Consider the following 19,663-nt stretch of genomic DNA (forward strand, 5'->3'; position numbering starts at 1 on the left):
CGGGTAGGAAAGGCTTTCCTTGCTGTTCAGAGGCGTTTTTCGCGCGTAAGTTCGGGAGTGTTCGCCGGGAGTCGACCGAGGAAGGGGACCCACGCGGCCATGGCCCTGATCGAGACGGAGGCGCACCTCCACGAGGCGCACCGGGACAACCACACCCACCGGGACGTCAACGGCGGATGGCTGCGACCGGCGGTCTTCGGGGCGATGGACGGCCTGGTGTCCAACCTGGCGCTGATGACGGGCGTCGCCGGGGGCGACGTCTCCCAGCGGACCGTGGTGATCACCGGCCTCGCCGGGCTCGCGGCCGGCGCGTTCTCGATGGCGGCGGGGGAGTACACCTCGGTCGCCTCGCAGCGCGAGCTGGTGGAGGCCGAACTCGCCGTCGAGCGCCGGGAGCTGCGCAAGCACCCCGAGGACGAGGAACGCGAACTCGCCGCGCTGTACGCCGCCCGGGGCGTGGAGCCGGAACTGGCGCGGGAGGTCGCCCGGCAGCTCTCCCGGGACCCCGACCGGGCCCTGGAGATCCACGCCCGCGAGGAGCTGGGCGTCGACCCCGGCGACCTGCCCTCCCCGCTGATCGCGGCGGTCTCCTCGTTCGGCGCCTTCGCGCTGGGCGCCCTGCTCCCCGTGCTGCCGTACCTGCTGGGCGCCGACGCCCTGTGGCCCGCGGTGCTGGTGGCGCTCGCCGGGCTCTTCCTCTGCGGGGCCGTGGTGGCCCGGGTGACCGCCCGGTCCTGGTGGTACAGCGGGCTGCGGCAGCTGGCGCTGGGCGGCGCGGCGGCGGCCCTGACCTATCTCCTGGGCGCCCTCATCGGGACGGCCGTAGGATGATTCCGTGCGCCCACCCCCCCGGCGACCGGCCGGGGGCACCGCACGGGAACCGTTACCGGACGGTTTCGAGTACATGACGGCTGGGCATGAGCCGTAAGCGCTGTGGGCAACGAAGCCCACCCGTCCCCAGGACCCCGCGGTCATCGATCCGACCCCGGCGGGTCCCCGCTCCAAGGCCGTCGACACGCGTCCAGGGCCCCCTACCCCGTCGGGCCCGCACGGCGGTCCCCGTCCCGCGCCATCCGCCCGCACCACCCTTCCGGCGCCCTCCGGGCACCGCCCCGGCACCGTCCAGGTGTCCGGATAATGGAATGTGTTATCCACTTTTCGAGAAGCATTCCATCATGTAACCTGCACGAAAATTTTCGCAGAGGGCCAACGTCGTCCCTCGGCACTTGTTCCATGCCACGACGACGACGGGAGTGCCGATGCGTACGCCGCGCCAGCCGTCCCAGCTCCCCGTGAGCGCCCCCTGGGCGCACATGGACGCTCGCCCCGCCCCCCAGGGGATGTACGACCCGCGCAACGAGCACGACGCCTGCGGCGTCGGCTTCGTGGCCACCCTGACCGGCGAGCCGACCCACACGCTGGTCGACCAGGCGCTCACGGTCCTGCGGAACCTGGAGCACCGCGGCGCCACCGGCTCCGAGCCCGACTCGGGCGACGGCGCGGGCATCCTCACCCAGGTCCCCGACGCCTTCCTGCGCGAGGTCGCCGGATTCCCGCTGCCCGACGCGGGCGGCTACGCCGTCGGCATCGCCTTCCTGCCGACGGCGGACGCCGACGGGCACGCCGCCCGGATCGACGCCCTCGCCGCCGAGGAGGGACTGACCGTCCTCGGCTGGCGCGAGGTGCCCGTCGCGCCCCAGCTCCTCGGCGCCACCGCCCGCTCCACGATGCCCGCCTTCCGCCAGCTGTTCGTCTCCGACGGCACCAGCACCGGCATCGACCTGGACCGCAAGGCGTTCGTGCTCCGCAAGCGCGCCGAACGCGAGGCCGGGGTGTACTTCCCCTCGCTCTCCGCGCGGACCGTCGTCTACAAGGGCATGCTCACCACCGGGCAGCTGGAGCCCTTCTTCCCCGACCTGTCGGACCGCCGGTTCGCCAGCGCCGTCGCGCTGGTGCACTCCCGGTTCTCCACCAACACCTTCCCGAGCTGGCCACTCGCGCACCCCTACCGGTTCGTCGCCCACAACGGCGAGATCAACACCGTCAAGGGCAACCGCAACTGGATGCGCGCCCGCGAGTCCCAGCTCGCCTCCGGGCTCTTCGGCGGCGACCCGGCCGCCCTCGACCGGATCTTCCCGGTCTGCACCCCGGACGCCTCCGACTCCGCGTCCTTCGACGAGGTCCTGGAACTCCTCCACCTCGGCGGCCGCTCCCTGCCGCACAGCGTGCTGATGATGATCCCGGAGGCGTGGGAGAACCACACCTCCATGGACCCGGCCCGCCGCGCCTTCTACCAGTACCACTCGACGATGATGGAGCCCTGGGACGGCCCCGCCTGCGTCACCTTCACCGACGGCGTCCAGGTCGGCGCGGTCCTCGACCGCAACGGACTGCGCCCCGGACGCTACTGGGTCACCGAGGACGGACTCGTCGTCCTCGGTTCCGAGGTCGGCGTCCTGGACATCGACCCCGCCCGCGTCGTCCGCAAGGGCCGCCTCCAGCCCGGCCGGATGTTCCTCGTCGACACCGCCGAGCACCGCATCATCGAGGACGACGAGATCAAGGCCGGCCTCGCCACCGAACAGCCCTACCAGGAGTGGCTGGAGGCCGGGGAGATCGAGCTGTCGGACCTCCCCGAGCGCGAGCACATCGTGCACACCCACGCCTCGGTCACCCGCCGCCAGCAGACCTTCGGCTACACCGAGGAAGAGCTGCGGATCCTGCTCGCCCCGATGGCCAAGAGCGGCGCCGAGCCCATCGGCTCCATGGGCACCGACACCCCCATCGCCGCCCTCTCCGAGCGCCCCCGGCTGCTCTTCGACTACTTCACCCAGCTCTTCGCGCAGGTCACCAACCCGCCGCTGGACGCCATCCGCGAGGAACTGGTCACCTCGCTGCGCTCCTCGCTGGGCCCGCAGGGCAACCTCCTCGACCCGAACGCCGCGTCCTGCCGCAGCGTCACCCTGCCGTTCCCCGTCATCGACAACGACGAGCTGGCCAAGCTCATCCACATCAACGCCGACGGCGACATGCCCGGGATGAAGGCCGTCACGCTCTCCGGCCTCTACCGGGTCGCCGACGGCGGCGACGGGCTCGCCGCCCGCCTCGACGCCGTCTGCGCCGAGGCCGACGCGGCGATCGAGGCCGGGGCCCGGCTGATCGTGCTCTCCGACCGGCACTCCGACGCCGAGCACGCCCCGATCCCCTCGCTGCTGCTCACCGCCGCCGTCCACCACCACCTCATCCGCACCAAGCAGCGCACCCACGTGGGCCTGCTGGTCGAGGCGGGCGACGTCCGCGAGGTCCACCACGTCGCGCTGCTCATCGGCTTCGGCGCCGCCGCCGTCAACCCGTACCTGGCCATGGAGTCCGTCGAGGACCTGGTCCGCGCCGGGACGTTCCTGCCCGGCGGGGAGCCCGAGGGCGCGATCCGCAACCTGATCCACGCGCTCGGCAAGGGCGTCCTCAAGGTCATGTCCAAGATGGGCATCTCGACCGTCGCCTCCTACCGGGGCGCCCAGGTCTTCGAAGCCGTCGGACTGGCCGAGGAGTTCGTCGACCGCTACTTCAACGGCACCGCCACCAAGATCGGCGGCGTCGGCATCGGCGTCATCGCCGAGGAGGTCGCCGCCCGGCACGCCAAGGCGTACCCCGCCTCCGGGATCGCCCCCGCGCACCGCGCGCTGGAGATCGGCGGCGAGTACCAGTGGCGCCGCGAGGGCGAGCCGCACCTGTTCGACCCGGACACCGTCTTCCGGCTCCAGCACGCCACCCGCAACCGCCGCTACGACATCTTCAAGCAGTACACGGACCGGGTGAACGAGCAGTCCGAGCGGCTGATGACGCTGCGCGGCCTCTTCCACTTCGAGAGCGGACGCGACCCCGTCCCGCTGGACGAGGTCGAGCCGGTCTCCGAGATCGTCAAGCGGTTCTCCACCGGCGCCATGTCCTACGGCTCCATCTCCCGCGAGGCCCACGAGACGCTCGCCGTCGCCATGAACCGGCTCGGCGGCAAGTCCAACACCGGCGAGGGCGGCGAGGACCCGGACCGCCTGTACGACCCGGCGCGCCGCTCCGCCATCAAGCAGGTCGCCTCCGGGCGCTTCGGCGTCACCTCCGAGTACCTCGTCAACGCCGACGACATCCAGATCAAGATGGCCCAGGGCGCCAAGCCCGGCGAGGGCGGCCAGCTGCCCGGCCACAAGGTCTACCCGTGGGTCGCCAGGACCCGGCACTCCACCCCGGGCGTCGGACTGATCTCCCCGCCCCCGCACCACGACATCTACTCCATCGAGGACCTCGCCCAGCTCATCCACGACCTGAAGAACGCCAACCCCAAGGCCCGCGTCCATGTGAAGCTGGTCTCCGAGGTCGGCGTCGGCACGGTCGCCGCGGGCGTCTCCAAGGCCCACGCGGACGTCGTCCTCATCTCCGGCCACGACGGCGGCACCGGCGCCTCCCCGCTCACCTCGCTCAAGCACGCGGGCGGCCCCTGGGAGCTGGGCCTCGCCGAGACCCAGCAGACGCTGCTGCTCAACGGGTTGCGGGACCGGATCGTCGTGCAGACCGACGGCCAGCTCAAGACCGGCCGCGACGTGGTCATCGCCGCGCTGCTGGGCGCCGAGGAGTTCGGGTTCGCGACCGCGCCGCTCGTCGTCTCCGGCTGCGTCATGATGCGGGTCTGCCACCTGGACACCTGCCCGGTCGGCATCGCCACCCAGAACCCGGTGCTGCGCGAACGGTTCTCCGGCAAGCCCGAGTTCGTCGTCAACTTCTTCGAGTTCGTCGCCGAGGAGGTCCGGGAGATCCTGGCCGGGCTGGGCTTCCGCTCGATCGAGGAGGCCGTCGGCCACGCCGAGGCGCTCGACGTGGCCGACGCCGTGGACCACTGGAAGGCCCAGGGCCTGGACCTCGCCCCGCTGTTCCACGTCCCCGAGCTGCCCGAGGGCGCCGTCCGCCACCAGCGCGTCCAGCAGGACCACGGGCTGGAGAAGGCGCTCGACAACGAGCTGATCAGGATCGCGGCCGACGCGCTCGCCGCCGGTGCGCACGACGAGGCCGTCCCGGTCCGCGCCCGGGTCGCCATCCGCAACATCAACCGCACCGTCGGCACCATGCTCGGCCACGAGGTGACCCGGAAGTTCGGCGGCGCGGGCCTGCCCGACGACACCATCGACATCACCTTCACCGGCTCCGCCGGGCAGTCGTTCGGCGCCTTCGTGCCGCGCGGCGTCACCCTGCGGCTGGAGGGCGACGCCAACGACTACGTCGGCAAGGGCCTCTCCGGCGGCCGGATCGTGGTCCGCCCCGACCGGGCCGCCGACCACCTCGCCGAGTACTCCACCATCGCCGGGAACACCATCGGCTACGGCGCCACCGGCGGCGAGATGTTCCTGCGCGGCCGGACCGGCGAACGGTTCTGCGTCCGCAACTCCGGGGCGCTCGTCGTCTCCGAGGGCGTCGGCGACCACGGCTGCGAGTACATGACCGGCGGCCGGGCCGTCGTCCTCGGCGAGACCGGACGGAACTTCGCCGCGGGCATGTCCGGCGGGGTCGCCTACGTCATCGACCTCGACCGTGACCACGTCAACTCCGGCAACCTCGGCGCGGTCGAGGCCCTGGACGACGCCGACCGGCAGTGGCTGCGCGAGGTGGTGCGCCGTCACCACGAGGAGACCGGCTCCACGGTCGCCGAGAAGCTGCTCGCCGGGTGGGACACCGCCGTCCAGCGCTTCAGCAAGATCATCCCCAGCACCTACAAGGCCGTGCTCGCCGCCAAGGACGCCGCCGAGCGAGCCGGACTCTCCGAGTCCGAGATCACCGAGAAGATGATGGAGGCGGCGACCCATGGCTGACCCGAAGGGCTTTCTGAACCACGGCCGCCAGGGCGCCTGCTCCCGCCCGGTCGAGGAGCGGGTGCGCGACTGGAACGAGGTCTACGTCCCCGGCTCGCTGCTGCCCGTCATCAGCACCCAGGCGAGCCGCTGCATGGACTGCGGCATCCCGTTCTGCCACAACGGCTGCCCGCTCGGGAACCTCATCCCCGAGTGGAACGACTACGCCTACCGCGAGGACTGGCGGGCCGCCTCCGAACGGCTGCACGCCACCAACAACTTCCCCGAGTTCACCGGGCGGCTCTGCCCCGCCCCGTGCGAGTCGGCCTGCGTCCTCGGCATCAACCAGCCCGCGGTGACCATCAAGAACGTCGAGGTCTCCATCATCGACACCGCCTGGGACAACGGTGACGTGGCGCCCCGCGCGCCCGAGCGCCTCTCCGGCAAGACCGTGGCCGTCATCGGCTCCGGCCCCGCCGGACTCGCCGCCGCCCAGCAGCTCACCCGGGCCGGGCACACCGTCGCCGTCTACGAGCGCGCCGACCGCGTCGGCGGGCTGCTGCGGTACGGCATCCCCGAGTTCAAGATGGAGAAGCGGCACATCAACCGGCGCGTCGAGCAGATGCGCGCCGAGGGCACCAAGTTCCGCACCGGGGTGGAGATCGGCCGCGACATCGACGCCGTCCGGCTCCGCAAGCGCTACGACGCCGTGGTCATCGCCGCCGGGGCCACCGTCTCCCGCGACCTGCCGGTGCCCGGCCGCGAACTGAACGGCGTCCACTTCGCGATGGACTACCTGCCGCTCGCCAACAAGGTGCAGGAGGGCGACTTCGTCACCCCGCCGATCACCGCCGAGGGCAAGCACGTCGTCGTCATCGGCGGCGGCGACACCGGAGCCGACTGCGTGGGCACCGCCCACCGCCAGGGCGCGCTCTCCGTCACCCAGCTGGAGATCATGCCCCGCCCGGGCGAGGACCGCTCCGCCGGACAGCCCTGGCCGACCTTCCCGATGCTGTACAAGGTCACCTCCGCGCACGAGGAGGGCGGCGAGCGGGTCTACTCCGTCTCCACCACCCGCTTCGAGGGCGACGAGGACGGCAACGTCCAGGCGCTGCACCTGGTCGAGGTCGAGTTCACGGACGGCAAGCTGGTCCAGAAGCCCGGCACCGAGCGCACCCTGCCCGCGCAGCTGGTCACCCTGGCGATGGGCTTCACCGGCACCGACCAGGAGAACGGGCTCGTCGCCCAGTTCGGGCTGGAACTCGACGCGCGGGGCAACGTCGCCCGGGACGGCGAGTACCAGACCAACGTGCCCGGCGTGTTCGTCGCCGGGGACGCCGGACGCGGCCAGTCGCTCATCGTCTGGGCCATCGCCGAGGGGCGCTCCGCGGCCCGGGGCGTGGACCGGTTCCTCACCGGCGCCAGCGATCTGCCCGCACCGGTGCGGCCCACCGACCGGGCCCTCACCGTCTGACCGTCCGACCCCCGGTGGCGGTCCGACCGCCGCCGGGGCCGGGGGCGGCCCGTGCCGTCCCACCAAGACGTCCCGCACAACGGCGTGCGGTACTGGCCCGGCGCCCTCCCCTCCTCGTCCCCGACCCGGACGGAGGGGCGGGCGCCGGGCGCTTTCCGGGCCCGGTCGCCCCTCCGCCCCGCCCCGGTCCGGAGGGCTCGGCCCCGGGTTTCGGACGGTCCCGCCCCAGGTGGGAGAGTGGGGGGATGAGTCCGCTCCGGGTGACCACCCGCAACGCCAGGTTCCAGCAGTGGCAGGCCCTCGTCGGCAACCGTGCCAAGCGCCAGAAGGCGGGGGAGTTCCTCGTCCAGGGGGTCCGTCCGCTGACCCTCGCCCTGGACCACGGCTGGCCGCTGCGCGCGGTGCTCCACGCGGACGGCCGCGGTCTGTCGCGCTGGGCCCGCGACACCCTCGACCGGGTGCCCGCCGGGACCACCCGGGTCGCGATGGCGCCCGAACTCCTCCACGAGCTGGGCGGCAAGGAGGACACCGTCCCCGAGCTGCTGGCCGTCGCGGAGATGCCCGAGGACCGCTTCGACCGGATGACCCCCGGCCCCGGCTTCCTGGGCGTGGTCTTCGACCGTCCCGTCACCCCGGGCAACATCGGCACCCTGATCCGCTCCGCCGACGCCTTCGGCGCCCACGGCGTCGTCGTCTGCGGGCACGCGGCCGACATCTACGACCCCAAGGCGCTGCGGGCGAGCACCGGCTCCCTCTTCGCCGTCCCGGTGGTCCGGGCGGCCGCGCCCCGGGCGGTCGCCGACTGGGTGGCCCGGGTCCGGGCGGGGGGCGTGCCGCTGCGGATCGTCGGCACCGACGAGAGGGGCTCCTCGGTCGTCACGGAGGCGGATCTGGCCGGGCCCACCCTGGTCGTCATCGGCAACGAGACCTCCGGGATGAGCGCGGCCTGGCGGGAACTGTGCGACGAGACGGTCAACATCCCCATCGGCGGCGCGGCCAGTTCCCTGAACGCCGCCGCCGCGGCGACCGTGCTGCTCTACGAGGCCGCCCGGCAGCGGGGGTTCCCGCCGCACTGAACCGAGCCCGGAGGTGCTTGACGGACGCTTCTTGATACAAGACTGTGAACCGAATTAACGAGGTTTTCTCGTGAGTTCGGTGTCAAGATGTGCCCATGGCATCCCATCGGAAGCAAACGGCCCTGCCCCGGGTCCTCGGAGCGGTGGCGGGCGTCCTCCTGACGGTCCAGGTCGTTCCCGGCGTCTCCCTCCTGCCGTTCTCGCCCTGGCCCGGCGCCCTGGTCACGGCGTGCTCGCTCTTCGTCATCGTCAACCAGCTGATCTACGCCTATCCCCAGCGGATACGCACCGCCCCGCCGCCGGTGACCCTGGTCCTGGCGGCGTTCGGCGTCGTCCAGGACACCCTGATCTGGCTGCTGGTCTCCTACGTCAGCGACCAGCTGGGGCGGGGCCTCACCGTGGACGGGTTCCTCCCCGCGCTCCTCGGCGGGCTGATCGTCCGCGCGGTCACCCTCGGGTTCATCGCCCTGACCCCCGAGCGGCGGCCCGTCGACGCCTGACGCCGTCCGGCGGTGGGCGGCTGGCGGGGCCTGGGGGGTGTCGCGGGCCGGGCGCCTTCCCCTCGCGGGGGTGCGCGGCGTCACCTGCCGTCGGTCGGCGCGGCCTCCAGCAGTCGGACCACGGCCGGGTGCCCCGCGTCGCGGGAGTCGCCCGCGCGGGGTTCGCCGTCCGGGCCGAGCAGCAGCACCTCGACCCGCTCGGTGCCATCGGGCCCCGTCGTACGCCGCACCGAGACGCGGGGCGGGCCCCCGGCGGTGACCGGGCGCGTCCGCAGCAGTGACGCGGTCAGTTCGTCCGCGACGTCCAGCGCCGCCCAGTGGCGGGCCAGCTCCAGGGCCCGCGCCCGGCCCGCCGTCGCGCCCCGGTCGAGCAGCGCCCGGACGATCGCGGGGGAGCCCCGGGTGGCCGCCGCGCACAGCGGCGGCCCGTCGTCCGGGCCGGACAGGTCCGGATCGGCCCCGGCGGCCAGCAACGCCTCCACCGTCTCGTGGTGTCCGCCCCGGACCGCCCAGCCCAGCGCCGTGCGGCCGTCCTCCTCCGGCGCGTCCGGACGGGCCCCCGCCGCGAGCAGCTCCCGCACCGCGTCGGTGTGGCCCCAGGTCGCGGCGGCGCACAGCGGCAGCCCCTCCGCGCCGCCCGGCCGGTCCGGCGACGCGCCCGCCGCCAGCAGCAGCCGGACGGGACCCGCCGCGCCCTGTACCGCCGCGTGGTACAGCGGGGTCACCCCGTCCTCGTCCGGAGCGTCCGGGTCGGCTCCCGTGGAGAGCAGCCGGGCCAGCTCGGCCTCGGCGGCGTCCGGGTCCCCGTTGTGGGCGAGGACCGCGGTGTGGAGGAGCGCGCCGTGGGCGTTCGGCTCGTCGTGGGTGTCCATGGCCGCACCCTGACGGGGTGTCCGGGGCGCGCGCAAGGCGTTTTCGGTCGGGTGCGGTCGGGTGCGGTCGGGTGCGGTCGGGTGCCGTCGGGCGGGTGAGGGCGGGGGAGCGGGTCAGGTGTCGCACTCCAGGACCGTCCGGCAGAGTCCGCAGCGCGCGCGGACCGGGCCGCGCACGGCCACCCGGATCCGCTGGTGGCAGGTGGGGCAGGCGAACGACACCCGCAGGGGTGAATGTCCCTCGAAGGAGTACGGGGCGTCCGCGCCGGGTCCGGCCCCGCGCTCCCGGGCGCGGCGGCGGTCCCGCGCGTAACGGAGGCGGCCCGCCCGGCCCGCCGCCGCCAGCGGCGGCCGGCGCTCGTCGCGCCGGGCCCGGGCCAGCCCCCGGGTGTAGGCCGTGTACGCCTGGGGGCTGGTGAACCAGGGGGACGGGTCCTCCCCGAACAGCAGCGCCCGCTTGGCGAGGACGTACCCGTACTCCTCCGGGGTGAGGTAGCCGAACTTCTGTGAGGAGACGGCGTCCTCCCGGTACGCGTCCAGGAGCAGCCACCCCGCGCCGAGGTACGCGGCGACCGTGTCGGTGAGGATCTCGTTCTCCCCGGTGTCCGGGAAGGACAGGCCCAGCCGGTGCAGGTACACGTGCGCCACCTCGTGGGCCAGCGCCGCGCCGAGGTCCCGCCGGTGGTCGAGGAACCGTTCGTTCAGGTCCACGGCGTACTCGGGGCCCGAGGTCAGCTCCACGCTCGCCGCGTCGGTCATCCGCCGGAACCCGACGACCAGCCGGGCGTCCGGCAGCCGGTAGTGGCGCACCATCGCCCAGGCCGCCCGCCGCGCCCCGGGGAGGGGGTCGTCCAGCGGGGTGAACGCCACGTCGAGCGGGGTGACGCTCGTCGCGAAGGACCGGACGGCCCCGTGGGGGAGCCGCCGGTACAGGGCGGTGATCGACGCCCGCACCGTCTCCAGGTGCGGGTAGCCGTGTTCGACCGTTCCGCCGTTCGCCACGTCCGGACCCCCTGCCGACGCTGAACCGATTTCCACTGTAGGTGGGTTCAGGCCGCCCGCGCGCGCGACCGCTGACCGGAAAGGAGTGCTTGTCGCGGGTGTCGGGCGGTCCCCATAATCCAGATTGCTTGGCGGGTGCATGTCAGAAGCTGGTGAGCGGCGGAGCCCGGGGGCCACGCCCCTCCCGTCGGCACCGGTGTCCCCCCGCGCCCGCCCGGCGGTCAACCCCCCACGGAAGGACACGTCTTGAAGATCCTGAAGAGGCTCACCGGCGTCAGACGACTGATAACGGTCGGCGCGGTGCTGCTCGCCGCGGTCTCCCTCCAGCCCCTGACCACCGCCCAGGCCGCCCCCTCGCCCGTCGTCGGGGGCACCCGCGCCGCCCAGGGCGAGTTCCCGTTCATGGTCCGGCTCTCCATGGGCTGCGGCGGCTCCCTCTACACCCAGCAGATCGTCCTCACCGCCGCCCACTGCGTCAGCGGCTCCGGCCCCGACACCTCCATCACCGCCACCGCCGGGGTCGTCGACCTCCAGGCCCCCGGCGCCATCAGCGTGAACTCCACCGAGGTCCTCCAGGCCCCCGGCTACAACGGCTACGGCAAGGACTGGGCGCTCATCAAGCTCGCCGAACCGATCGACCTGCCCACCCTGGCGACCGCCACCACCACCCAGTACAACACCGGGACCTTCACCGTCGCCGGATGGGGCTCCGCGCGCGAGGGCGGCGCCCAGCAGCGCTATCTGCTCAAGGCCAACGTCCCCTTCGTCACGGACGCCGTCTGCCAGCGGGCCTACGGCTCCTCCCTGGTGCCCGGCGAGGAGCTGTGCGCCGGGAACGTGCAGTCCGGCGGCGTCGACACCTGCCAGGGCGACTCCGGCGGCCCCATGTTCCGGCGGGACTCCGCCGGACAGTGGATCCAGGTCGGCATCGTGAGCTGGGGCCGGGGCTGCGCGCGGCCCGGCTACCCGGGGGTGTACACCGAGGTGTCCACCTTCGCGGCCGAGATCGCGGACGCCGCGGCGACGCTGTAGCCGTCCGGCCCGGGCTCGCGGTCCGCGGTCCGTGCTTCGTGGTCGTGGTCGTGGTCGTGGTCGTGTTCAGCGGGCTGCGGGCTGCGGGCTGCGGGCTGCGGGCTGCGGGCCGCGGGCCGGGGTGCGGTCGTGGTGCGTGGTCGCGGTCCGGGTGCTCGTGGGGCCGGTCGTGCCCGGTTGCCGGGGGCGTGCGCGTCGGGTCCGTCGGGTTCGGCGTATCCGTCGTGCCGGTCGTGCGGGTCGCGGCGTGTTCCCTCGCGTCGGCCCGTGAGCCCTGTCGGTCCCGTCCGTTCCGTCGTCAGCCCCGCCCGCCCGGCCGTCATCGCCGGGTGGGCGGGGCTCCGGCGCGTCGGCCCGGGGCGCGGTCACCCGCCCCGGGGGCCGTCGCGCCCCGTCGGGTTCCGGCGCGTTCCGCCGGTCGGTGCCGGGCCGGTCCCTACCGGCGCGGTTCCTCCGGCGGGGCCTGGGGCACGGGCGCCTCCGGAAGGGTCGCTTCCGACGCGGACGGCTCCGATGCGGACGGCTCCGGGTCGGACGGTTCCGGCGGGGCGGTCAGCACCGGGGCGGCGCCGGACGTCCGCGACTCCAGCAGCCACAGTTCGTTCGTCCCCGCGCGCAGCACGGGAGCCGGTACGTACAGGGACCGCTGCGGGCCCGCCGACCAGTACCGTCCGAGGTTGAACCCGTTCACCCAGGCGAAGCCGCGCTCCCAGCCCGGCAGCTCCAGGACGGCGTCCCCCACCGCGCCCCGCACCTCGAACGACCCCCGGTACAGTCCGGCGCCCCCGTCCTCCCCCGGCCGCCCGGCCACCAGGCCCCGGACCCGCTCCGCGTCGTCGAAGGCGTCCAGCCGCAGCCCCCGCGCCCGCACCCCGTGCAGGTACTGCCGCTCGTGCAGGACCCCGCCCGTGATCCCCTTCGCCTCCCCGAGCCGGGGACCATAGTTCACCCGGCCCAGCGACTCCACCCACAGCTCCACCCGGGCCGGACCCGCCACCGGAACCGGCAGCACCGCGTCCTCCTCGGTGAGCGTCCCCGCCCACCGCCCGTCCACGTACACCTCGGCCAGGTCCCGCAGTCCACGTACCCGCAGCTCATACGGCTGGCGTGGGCCCGGTACGTCCAGCGCGTACCGCACCAGACCCCGGTCCACGTCCAGCTCCTCGAACGTCGGAGCCGTCCCGCGCACCACCTCCGTCCCGCCCAGCCCCTCCACCACCGCGTCCAGCGGCACCCGCTCCAGCGGGCCCGCCACCGCCGCCGCGCCCAGCACCGGGGGAGCGGCCGGGACCGGGGGCAACGGGCCGTCCGCGTACCCGGCCAGCACCTCGCGCATCAGCCGGAACTTCTCCGTGGCCCGCCCGTACTCGTCCACCGGGGCCCCGTAGTCGTACGAGGTGACGTCCGGCTCCAGCCGTCCGTCGTGCAGCACGCCGCCCCGGTTCGCCCCCGCCCACCCGGCGAAGTTCGTCCCCCCGAACGCCATGTACAGATTGACCGACGCCCCGCACTCCAGGATCTCCCGCAGGGCCCCGGCCGCGTCCGCCGCGTCCCGGGTCACATGGGCGGCGCCCCAGTGGTCGAACCAGCCGCACCAGAGCTCCATGCACATCAGCGGCCCCCGGGGGCGGTGCCGCCGCAGCGCCGCGAACGCCTCCGCCGCCCCCGAACCGAAGTTCACCGTCGCCAGTACCCCCGGCACCGAACCACCGGTCAGCATGTGGTCCTCCGGTCCGTCCGAGGTGCACAGCGGCACCCGCACCCCCAGCTCCACCAGCAGCTCCGCGAGCCACCCCGGATACACCGGGTCCGACCCGTACGAGCCGTACTCGTTCTCCACCTGGACCATGACCACCGGGCCGCCGCCGTCGATCTGCCGCGCGGTGACCTGGGGCAACAGCTCCGCGAACCAGCGGCGCACCATCGCCAGGTACTCCGGGTCCCGGGTCCGCGCCCGGGGCCCCAGCGGTCCCGTCACCCAGTGCGGCAGCCCGCCGTTCTCCCACTCCGCGCAGATGTACGGCCCCGGGCGCACGATCGCCCGCAGCCCCGCCCCGCGCACCGCGTCCAGGAACCGTCCCACCCGCTCCACGTCCCGGAACACGCCCGGCCGCGGCTCGTGCAGGTTCCACGGCACATAGGTCTCGACGCAGTTCAGACCGAGCGCCCGCAGCATCGCCAGCCGGTGCCCCCACTGCTCCTCGTGGACCCGGAAGTAGTGCAGCGCCCCCGACAGCAGCCGCACCGGCCGCCCGTCCACCTCGAAGTCGTCCCCGCCCACCCTGAACTCGGCCATCACGTCCCTCTCGTCACCGGCACCCCACGATCACCTCTGGCGGACGGCCCGTCCATGGACAAAGATCAGGGATGGTTGGACACAAACGTCCAGGCCCGGGGGGTTCGGCGGCTCCGGTCCCGTGCCTTCGCGGAGGGCCCCGCGGCCCCTGCCACGGACCCGGGCGGACGGCTTCCGCGGCCCGGCCGTCCACCCCCGGCCGAGGGGCGGACCGGAGACGACCGACGAACCAGAGGCGGCGGACGCGGCATGACGGACGACACGGCCGGCGACCCGACCGGCGGCATGGCTGACGACATAGCCGGCGACACGGCCGACGGCGCGGCCGACCGGACGCCACGGACCGGTACCGGAGGACGTGACGTGGACGGACCGGATGCCGAGGTGCGTGACGCCGAGGGGCCGGATGCCGGGGGACGTGACGCCGAGGGGCCGGATGCCGGAGGACGCGGCGTCGGCGGGCAGGACGGGCGGAGAGTCGACGGACGGGACCACGAGGAGCGGAGGGCCGTCGGACGCGGAGCCGACGGCGGGGGAGGCGACGGGCGGCGGGAGGACGGGACGGACCCGGTCCATGAGGGGAGACCGGCGTACCACACCTGGATGAGGTACTTCACGCCCAGCCCGCTGCACCACCGGCTCGGCCTCGTCTGCCTCGGCGTCGGCCTCCAGCACGGCGCCCTCCCCAGCATCGGACCCCGCACCCTCGACCACCACGTCGCCGTCGTCGTCACCGCCGGACGCGGCTGGTACCGCAGCCCCGACGGCCGCCGCACCACCGTCACCGCGCCCGCCCTGATCCAGCTCGCCCCCGGCGTCCCCCACCACTACGGCCCCGACCCCGGGACCGGCTGGGACGAGTGCTTCGTCGACTTCACCGGCCCAGCCACCACCACCTACACCGAACTCGGCTACCTCGAACCCGACCGCCCCGTCGTCCCGCTCTCCGACCCCACCGGCCCCCGCGCCGTCATCGGCCGCATCGCCCGCGCCGCCCGCCGGGGCAACCCCCTGCTGGAGGTCGAGACCGCCGCCGCCGTCCACGAACTCCTCGTCGCCCTGCGCCGCGCCCGCGCGGACACCGCCCCCGACGGGGACCCCGTCCTCCAGGCCCTGGCCCGGGACGCCTTCCAGCCGCTGTCCGTCGCCGAGCACGCCGCCCGGCACGGCATGACCCCCGCCGAACTGCGCACCGCCGTCCGCCGCGCCGCCGGGTGCGGCCCCAAGGACTACCTGCTCGGCATCCGCCTCGGCCGTGCCAAGGAACTCCTCGCCGCCACCGAACTGCCCGTCGCCTCCGTCGCCCGCCGCGTCGGCTACGACGACCCCGCCTACTTCTCCCGGCTCTTCACCCGCCGGGTCGGCACCGCGCCCGTCCGCTTCCGCGAACAGCAGGGCCGCACCGTGCCCGGCGGCTGGTCCACCACCGTCCCCGACCCCGACGACCCCCCGATCCTCCGCTCCGCCCGCCCCGTAGGGTGAACCACCATGACCTCCACCGACACCGACCTCGGCGGGCAGCCGGGCCCCGGCGCCCCCGACCCGGCCGTCCAGGCCGAACTCGCCCGCCTCCGCGACAGCATCGACAACATCGACGCGGCCGTCGTCCACATGCTCGCCGAGCGCTTCAAGTGCACCCAGCAGGTGGGCCTCCTCAAGGCCGCCCACCACCTGCCGCCCGCCGACCCCGGACGGGAGTCCGCGCAGATCACCCGGCTGCGGCACCTCGCCGAGAACGCCAAGCTCGACCCCGCCTTCGCGGAGAAGCTCCTCAACTTCATCATCGCCGAGGTCATCCGCCACCACGAGCAGATCGCGGACGCCCGCTGACCGCACCGCGCGCCGTCCCGCACCGCGCCCCGTAGCGGGCCCCGCGGAACCCGGGCCGCCCGCGTGCGCCGCACACCGCGCCCGACGACCCTCCCGGTCCACCGACCCCGGTCGTCGACCCGTCCCACCCGGCCGTCCCCACCCGGACCGCCCCGCCACCGGCACCCCGCCCGCCCCGGACCCGCCCGATCGGCGCCTCCCGGAGCAGGCGGCCCTCCACGGCACACGCGCCGTCCGCTCCGTGCCCTTCGCCCCGGCGCCGTCCGCCCCCGCGCCCGTCCGCCCCCGCGCGCCGCTGGCCCCGCGCGCGCCGTGCTGGCCCCGCGCCGTCCGACCTCTGTCCCGTCCGACCCGCGTCCTGCCTGGACCCGCGTCCTGCCTGGACCGGTGTCCTGCCTGGACCGTGTCCCGTCCGGACCCGCGTCCCGTCCGGACCCGAGGCGTGCGGGCGACCTCTCGCGCCCCGCCCGAACGACCGGCCCCTCCCCGAACGGGCACCCCTCCCTTACTCCATGACCCACTCCTCCCTCCACGGAACAACAGGCACAAGCGACCCAGAACCCCCCGCAGCGGACACCGCCCCTGTGCCCGGGGCCCCACATCGTGCAGCATGAGCAGCATGTCCGTACTGACGCGCGACGAAGCGCACAACCGAGCCAAGCTCCTCGACGTCCAGCACTACACCGTCGACCTGGACCTCACCACCGGCGACGACACCTTCGCCTCCCGCACGGTCATCCGCTTCGTATCCCGCGCGGACGCGGACACCTTCGTCGAGCTGAAGCCCGTCCAACTGCACTCCGCGACCCTCGACGGCACCCCCCTCGACCCCGCCGCCCTCGACGGCAACCGGCTCCCCCTCACCCTCACCGAGGGCCCCCACGAACTCACCCTCAGCACCACCATGCGCTACAGCCACACCGGCGAGGGCATGCACCGATTCACCGACCCCACCGACGGCGAGACCTACGTCTACACCCAGCTCTTCCTCGACGACGTCCAGCGCGTCTACGCCGCCTTCGACCAGCCCGACCTCAAGGCCACCTTCGACGTCACCGTCACCGCCCCCGACGACTGGACGGTCCTCGCCAACACCGTCACCACCGACCACGGCGACGGCCGCTGGACCGCCGCCACCACCCCCCGCGTCTCCACCTACCTCCTCGCCGTCGCCGCGGGCCCCTGGCACAGCGTCCGCACCGAACACCGCGGCCTCCCCTTCGGCCTGCACTGCCGCCGCTCCCTGGGCGCCTACCTCGACACCGACGCCGACGAGATCCTCGACATCACCAAGGCCCTCTTCGACCGGTACCACGAGAAGTTCGAGGAGCCCTACCCCTTCGACTCCTACGACCAGGCGTTCGTCCCCGAATTCAACGCCGGCGCCATGGAGAACCCCGGCCTCGTCACCTTCCGCGACGAGTTCGTCTACCGCTCCGCCGTCACCGACACCGAACGCCAGACCCGCGCCATGGTCATCGCCCACGAGATGGCCCACATGTGGTTCGGCGACCTCGTCACCCTCAAGTGGTGGGACGACATCTGGCTGAACGAGTCCTTCGCCGAGTACATGGGCTACCAGACCCTCACCGAGTGCACCCGCTTCACCGGCACCTGGGTCGACTTCGGAGTCGCCCGCAAGGCATGGGGCTACGACGCTGACCAGCGCCCCACCACCCACCCCGTCGCACCCGACGCCGTCGAGGACACCGCCTCCGCCCTCCTCAACTTCGACGGCATCTCCTACGCCAAGGGCGCCTCCGCGCTACGCCAACTCGTCGCCTGGCTCGGCGAGAAGGACTTCCTCCGCGGCATCAACACCCACTTCGCCCGCCACAAGTTCGGCAACGCCACCCTCGCGGACTTCATCGACTCCGTCGCCAGCGCCACCGAACGCGACGTCCCCTCCTGGGCCGATGCCTGGCTGCGCACCACCGGAGTCGACACCCTCACCACCGCCGTCGCCGCCAAGCCCGGCACCTGGACCCTCACCGTCGACCGCGACGGCACCCGCCCCCACCGCGTCACCGTCGGCGTCTACGACCGCGACCTCAACGACAGCGGCGCCCTCGTCCTGCGCGAACGCCTCGACGCCGACCTCCCCCAGACCGCAGCCACCCCCCGCACCGGGATGCGCCCCGCCCTGGTCCTCCCCAACGACCAGGACCACACCTACGCCAAGATCCGCCTCGACGCGCACTCCGAGGAAACCGCGCTGCGCACCCTCTCCGGCGTCCCCGACCCGCTCGCCCGCGCCGTGCTGTGGAACACCCTGCGCGACATGGTCCGCGACGGCGACCTCGACCCCGGCACCTACCTCGCCACCGCCGCCGCCCACCTCCCCGCCGAGACCGACCTCGCCCTCGTCCAGGGCGTCCTCACCTTCACCGCCACCCACATCGCCGACCGCTACCTCACCCCCGAGCGGCGACCGGACGCCCTCGCCGCCCTCACCGGCATCTGCCGCTCGCTCATCCGCCGCACCGAGGACGGCGAGAACCCCGGACTGCGTCTGATCGCCGTCCGCCACTACATCTCCGCCGCCGCCCACCCGGACACCATCCGCGACTGGCTCGACGACGGCACCGTCCCCGGCGGCCCCGAACTCGACCCCGAACTGCGCTGGCGCATCCTCAGCCGCCTCGCCGTCCTCGGCGCCACCGACCAGGCCGCCATCGACGCCGAACTCGCCCGCGACCCCAGCGCCACCGGAGAGGAGGGCGCCGCCCGCTGCCGGGCCGCGCTCCCCGACCCCGAGGCCAAGCGGGCCGCCTGGGACGCCCTCTTCCACCCCGACGACCGGCTCTCCAACTACCTGTTCACCGCCACCGCGCAGGGCTTCTGGCAGCCCGAACAGGCCGACCTCGTCGCCGACTACGTACCCCGCTACTTCACCGACGCCATCACCGTCTCCGCCCGCCGCGGACCCGCGATCGCCACCGCGGTCGGCCACTACGGCTTCCCCGTGCACGCCGCCCACCCGGACACCCTCGCCCTCGGCCGGGCCGCCCTCGACGACCCCGCCACCACCCCCGCCCTGCGCCGCCGCCTCGCCGACCAGCTGGACGACCTCGCCAGGGCCCTGCGCGTCCGCGCGTCCTGACCGCCCCGGCTGCCGCGCCCACCCGGCGCGGCAGCCCCGCCCCTTCCCCCGGCCCGCACCCCCGCCGCTCAGGCACTGGCACCACCCCGCCCTCACCGGCATCCCTTCCTTGCGGCACCGGCACCGGCACTGGCACCGGCACTGGCACCGCTGGCCGCGTCCCGGACCGGTCCCGGCCCGCCCCCGTCACACCGACGGGCGTCGCCGTTCCGCCCGCCCTCCGCCCGCGTCCTCCGCCCAGCCACGGGGCTCCTCGCCCCGGCCCGGGACCTGAGGTGACGCGGCCGAGCCGGGCCAGCTCCCCTCCGGCCGAGGACCCGAACCACCCCACGGCCGTACGCCACCCACCCGCTCACCCTCCCTTCCCTCCACCGTGGCGCCCGCCGAGGCACGTGCCCCCCTCTGGTCCGGCACCATCCTGTTGCGGGCTGGCGGGCTGGCGGGCTGGCGGGCTGGCGGGCTGGCGGGCTGGCGGGCTGGCGGGCTGGCGGGCTGGCGGGCTGGCGGGCTGGCGGGCCGGCCTCTCAGCGGTGCGGCACCCCTGTCCACCTGCTGTAACTCTTTCGGGTTCCCTTCCCGTGGATCACCGCTCACCACCCAACCCACGGGCCACGCTGGGGACTTCACACCCCAGCACCCGAAAG

Annotated in this window: 12 protein-coding genes; 9 read left to right on the forward strand and 3 right to left on the reverse strand. The window is 74.1% G+C overall.

Annotation, left to right across the window (positions count from 1 at the left end; all coding sequences use genetic code 11):
- The first annotated feature begins 99 nt into the window (after window positions 1-99).
- The 5 genes from ACVWNX_RS26735 (at window position 100) to ACVWNX_RS26755 (ending at window position 8,884) form a co-directional block, all read left to right on the forward strand.
- A complete protein-coding gene (locus ACVWNX_RS26735; protein ID WP_454410628.1) occupies window positions 100-831 on the forward strand; it encodes a VIT1/CCC1 transporter family protein in 732 nt (243 codons plus the stop codon).
- A gap of 428 nt (window positions 832-1,259) precedes the next feature.
- Entirely contained in the window at window positions 1,260-5,855 is a 4,596-nt protein-coding gene (gltB, locus tag ACVWNX_RS26740; RefSeq protein ID WP_454410630.1) for a glutamate synthase large subunit, read from the forward strand.
- A complete protein-coding gene (locus tag ACVWNX_RS26745; RefSeq protein ID WP_454410632.1) occupies window positions 5,848-7,308 on the forward strand; it encodes a glutamate synthase subunit beta in 1,461 nt (486 codons plus the stop codon). The genes gltB and ACVWNX_RS26745 overlap by 8 nt, the downstream gene beginning before the upstream one ends.
- A 245-nt stretch (window positions 7,309-7,553) precedes the next feature.
- Window positions 7,554-8,384 (forward strand): TrmH family RNA methyltransferase, encoded by an 831-nt coding sequence (locus ACVWNX_RS26750; protein ID WP_454410633.1) that lies wholly within the window; start codon window positions 7,554-7,556, stop codon window positions 8,382-8,384.
- 95 nt (window positions 8,385-8,479) lie between these two features.
- The gene (locus ACVWNX_RS26755) at window positions 8,480-8,884 is read left to right on the forward strand and encodes a hypothetical protein (RefSeq protein WP_454410634.1); all 405 of its coding nucleotides are present in this window, start codon (window positions 8,480-8,482) and stop codon (window positions 8,882-8,884) included.
- An 80-nt stretch (window positions 8,885-8,964) separates the two neighbouring features.
- Here the strand turns inward: ACVWNX_RS26755 and ACVWNX_RS26760 are convergent, their stop codons facing one another.
- Together ACVWNX_RS26760 and ACVWNX_RS26765 are read right to left on the reverse strand one after the other, a co-directional pair.
- Window positions 8,965-9,756 (reverse strand): ankyrin repeat domain-containing protein, encoded by a 792-nt coding sequence (locus ACVWNX_RS26760; RefSeq protein ID WP_454410635.1) that lies wholly within the window; start codon window positions 9,754-9,756, stop codon window positions 8,965-8,967.
- Between the two features lie 114 nt (window positions 9,757-9,870).
- Window positions 9,871-10,758: a hypothetical protein gene (locus ACVWNX_RS26765; protein ID WP_454410636.1), complete on the reverse strand. Its 888-nt coding sequence runs from the start codon at window positions 10,756-10,758 to the stop codon at window positions 9,871-9,873.
- 246 nt (window positions 10,759-11,004) lie between these two features.
- Between ACVWNX_RS26765 and ACVWNX_RS26770 the strand changes: the two genes are divergently transcribed.
- On the forward strand, window positions 11,005-11,790 hold the full coding sequence (locus tag ACVWNX_RS26770) for a S1 family peptidase (protein WP_454410638.1): 786 nt from the start codon (window positions 11,005-11,007) through the stop codon (window positions 11,788-11,790).
- 436 nt (window positions 11,791-12,226) lie between these two features.
- Here the strand turns inward: ACVWNX_RS26770 and ACVWNX_RS26775 are convergent, their stop codons facing one another.
- On the reverse strand, window positions 12,227-14,086 hold the full coding sequence (locus tag ACVWNX_RS26775) for a glycoside hydrolase family 35 protein (protein ID WP_454410639.1): 1,860 nt from the start codon (window positions 14,084-14,086) through the stop codon (window positions 12,227-12,229).
- A gap of 603 nt (window positions 14,087-14,689) precedes the next feature.
- Between ACVWNX_RS26775 and ACVWNX_RS26780 the strand changes: the two genes are divergently transcribed.
- From ACVWNX_RS26780 to pepN, 3 genes are all read left to right on the forward strand, one after another.
- Window positions 14,690-15,568, forward strand: a complete 879-nt coding sequence (locus ACVWNX_RS26780; RefSeq protein ID WP_454410640.1) for a helix-turn-helix domain-containing protein — start codon at window positions 14,690-14,692, stop codon at window positions 15,566-15,568.
- A gap of 6 nt (window positions 15,569-15,574) precedes the next feature.
- The gene (locus tag ACVWNX_RS26785) at window positions 15,575-15,916 is read left to right on the forward strand and encodes a chorismate mutase (protein WP_454410642.1); all 342 of its coding nucleotides are present in this window, start codon (window positions 15,575-15,577) and stop codon (window positions 15,914-15,916) included.
- A gap of 610 nt (window positions 15,917-16,526) precedes the next feature.
- Window positions 16,527-19,019, forward strand: coding sequence for an aminopeptidase N (pepN, locus tag ACVWNX_RS26790; protein WP_454410643.1), 2,493 nt, complete (start codon window positions 16,527-16,529; stop codon window positions 19,017-19,019).
- Window positions 19,020-19,663: the final 644 nt, after the last annotated feature.

The sequence above is a fragment of the Streptomyces sp. JNUCC 64 genome (genome assembly GCF_054484115.1).